Consider the following 610-nt stretch of genomic DNA (forward strand, 5'->3'; position numbering starts at 1 on the left):
AGATCAAGGCAGATGCGATAACGATCCATGCCATCCACTTCATGGTCTATTCCTTCGCGTTTGACATAAGCGTCGACGTCAGCCTCAAGGCGGGCCACAGCGGCTTGCTGGCGGCCGACATGAGCGCCGTAGAGATAGGCAGGGCCAGAGGCGACAAGCGCGCCCAGCGCAGCCCCTGCCCCGATCTTGAGCCAGTCCAGGAGGCCGAACATCACGCCGTGACCTCGGCCCGGATCGCCTTGACGCGCCGGACGATCCAAGGCCCGACGACGAGGGCGACGATACCGCCGGCAGCACCGATCCCGGCGAAGATGGCGATGGTCTGCCACGGCCAGCCACCGATAGCAGTAACGAGAGCCCCGGCGCCGCCAAGGCCCAGACCCGACCAGCCCCAGCCGTTGGTCTGTTTGGTGACCGCCTTCTCGACTTCGACGGGCACCACCGGCTTCTCAACCTCGACCGGCACCTTGACCTCGATCGTCTGCTTGGGCTGGCCCTGCATGTGCCGGCGGCCGACCTCGGCTAGCGCTGCCTTGACCTGAGACACGGACACGCCCGTGCCCTGTCCGGCGTAGTGGCCCTTGCCGCCGGGCTTCGGGATTGAGGCCCA

Annotated in this window: 1 protein-coding gene and 1 pseudogene; both read right to left on the minus strand. The window is 66.6% G+C overall.

Going from position 1 to position 610, the window contains the following annotated elements:
• On the minus strand, window positions 1–212 hold a 212-nt coding region (locus ACFOHJ_RS24815; RefSeq protein ID WP_378225832.1), incomplete at its 3' end, for a hypothetical protein.
• Window positions 212–610: pseudogene (locus ACFOHJ_RS24820) on the minus strand (hypothetical protein); the annotation flags it as partial. The pseudogene ACFOHJ_RS24820 and the gene ACFOHJ_RS24815, both read right to left, overlap by 1 nt.

It is taken from the genome of Aquamicrobium soli, assembly GCF_042646345.1.
In the GTDB taxonomy this organism is placed as follows: Bacteria; Pseudomonadota; Alphaproteobacteria; order Rhizobiales; family Rhizobiaceae; genus Mesorhizobium; species Mesorhizobium soli_A.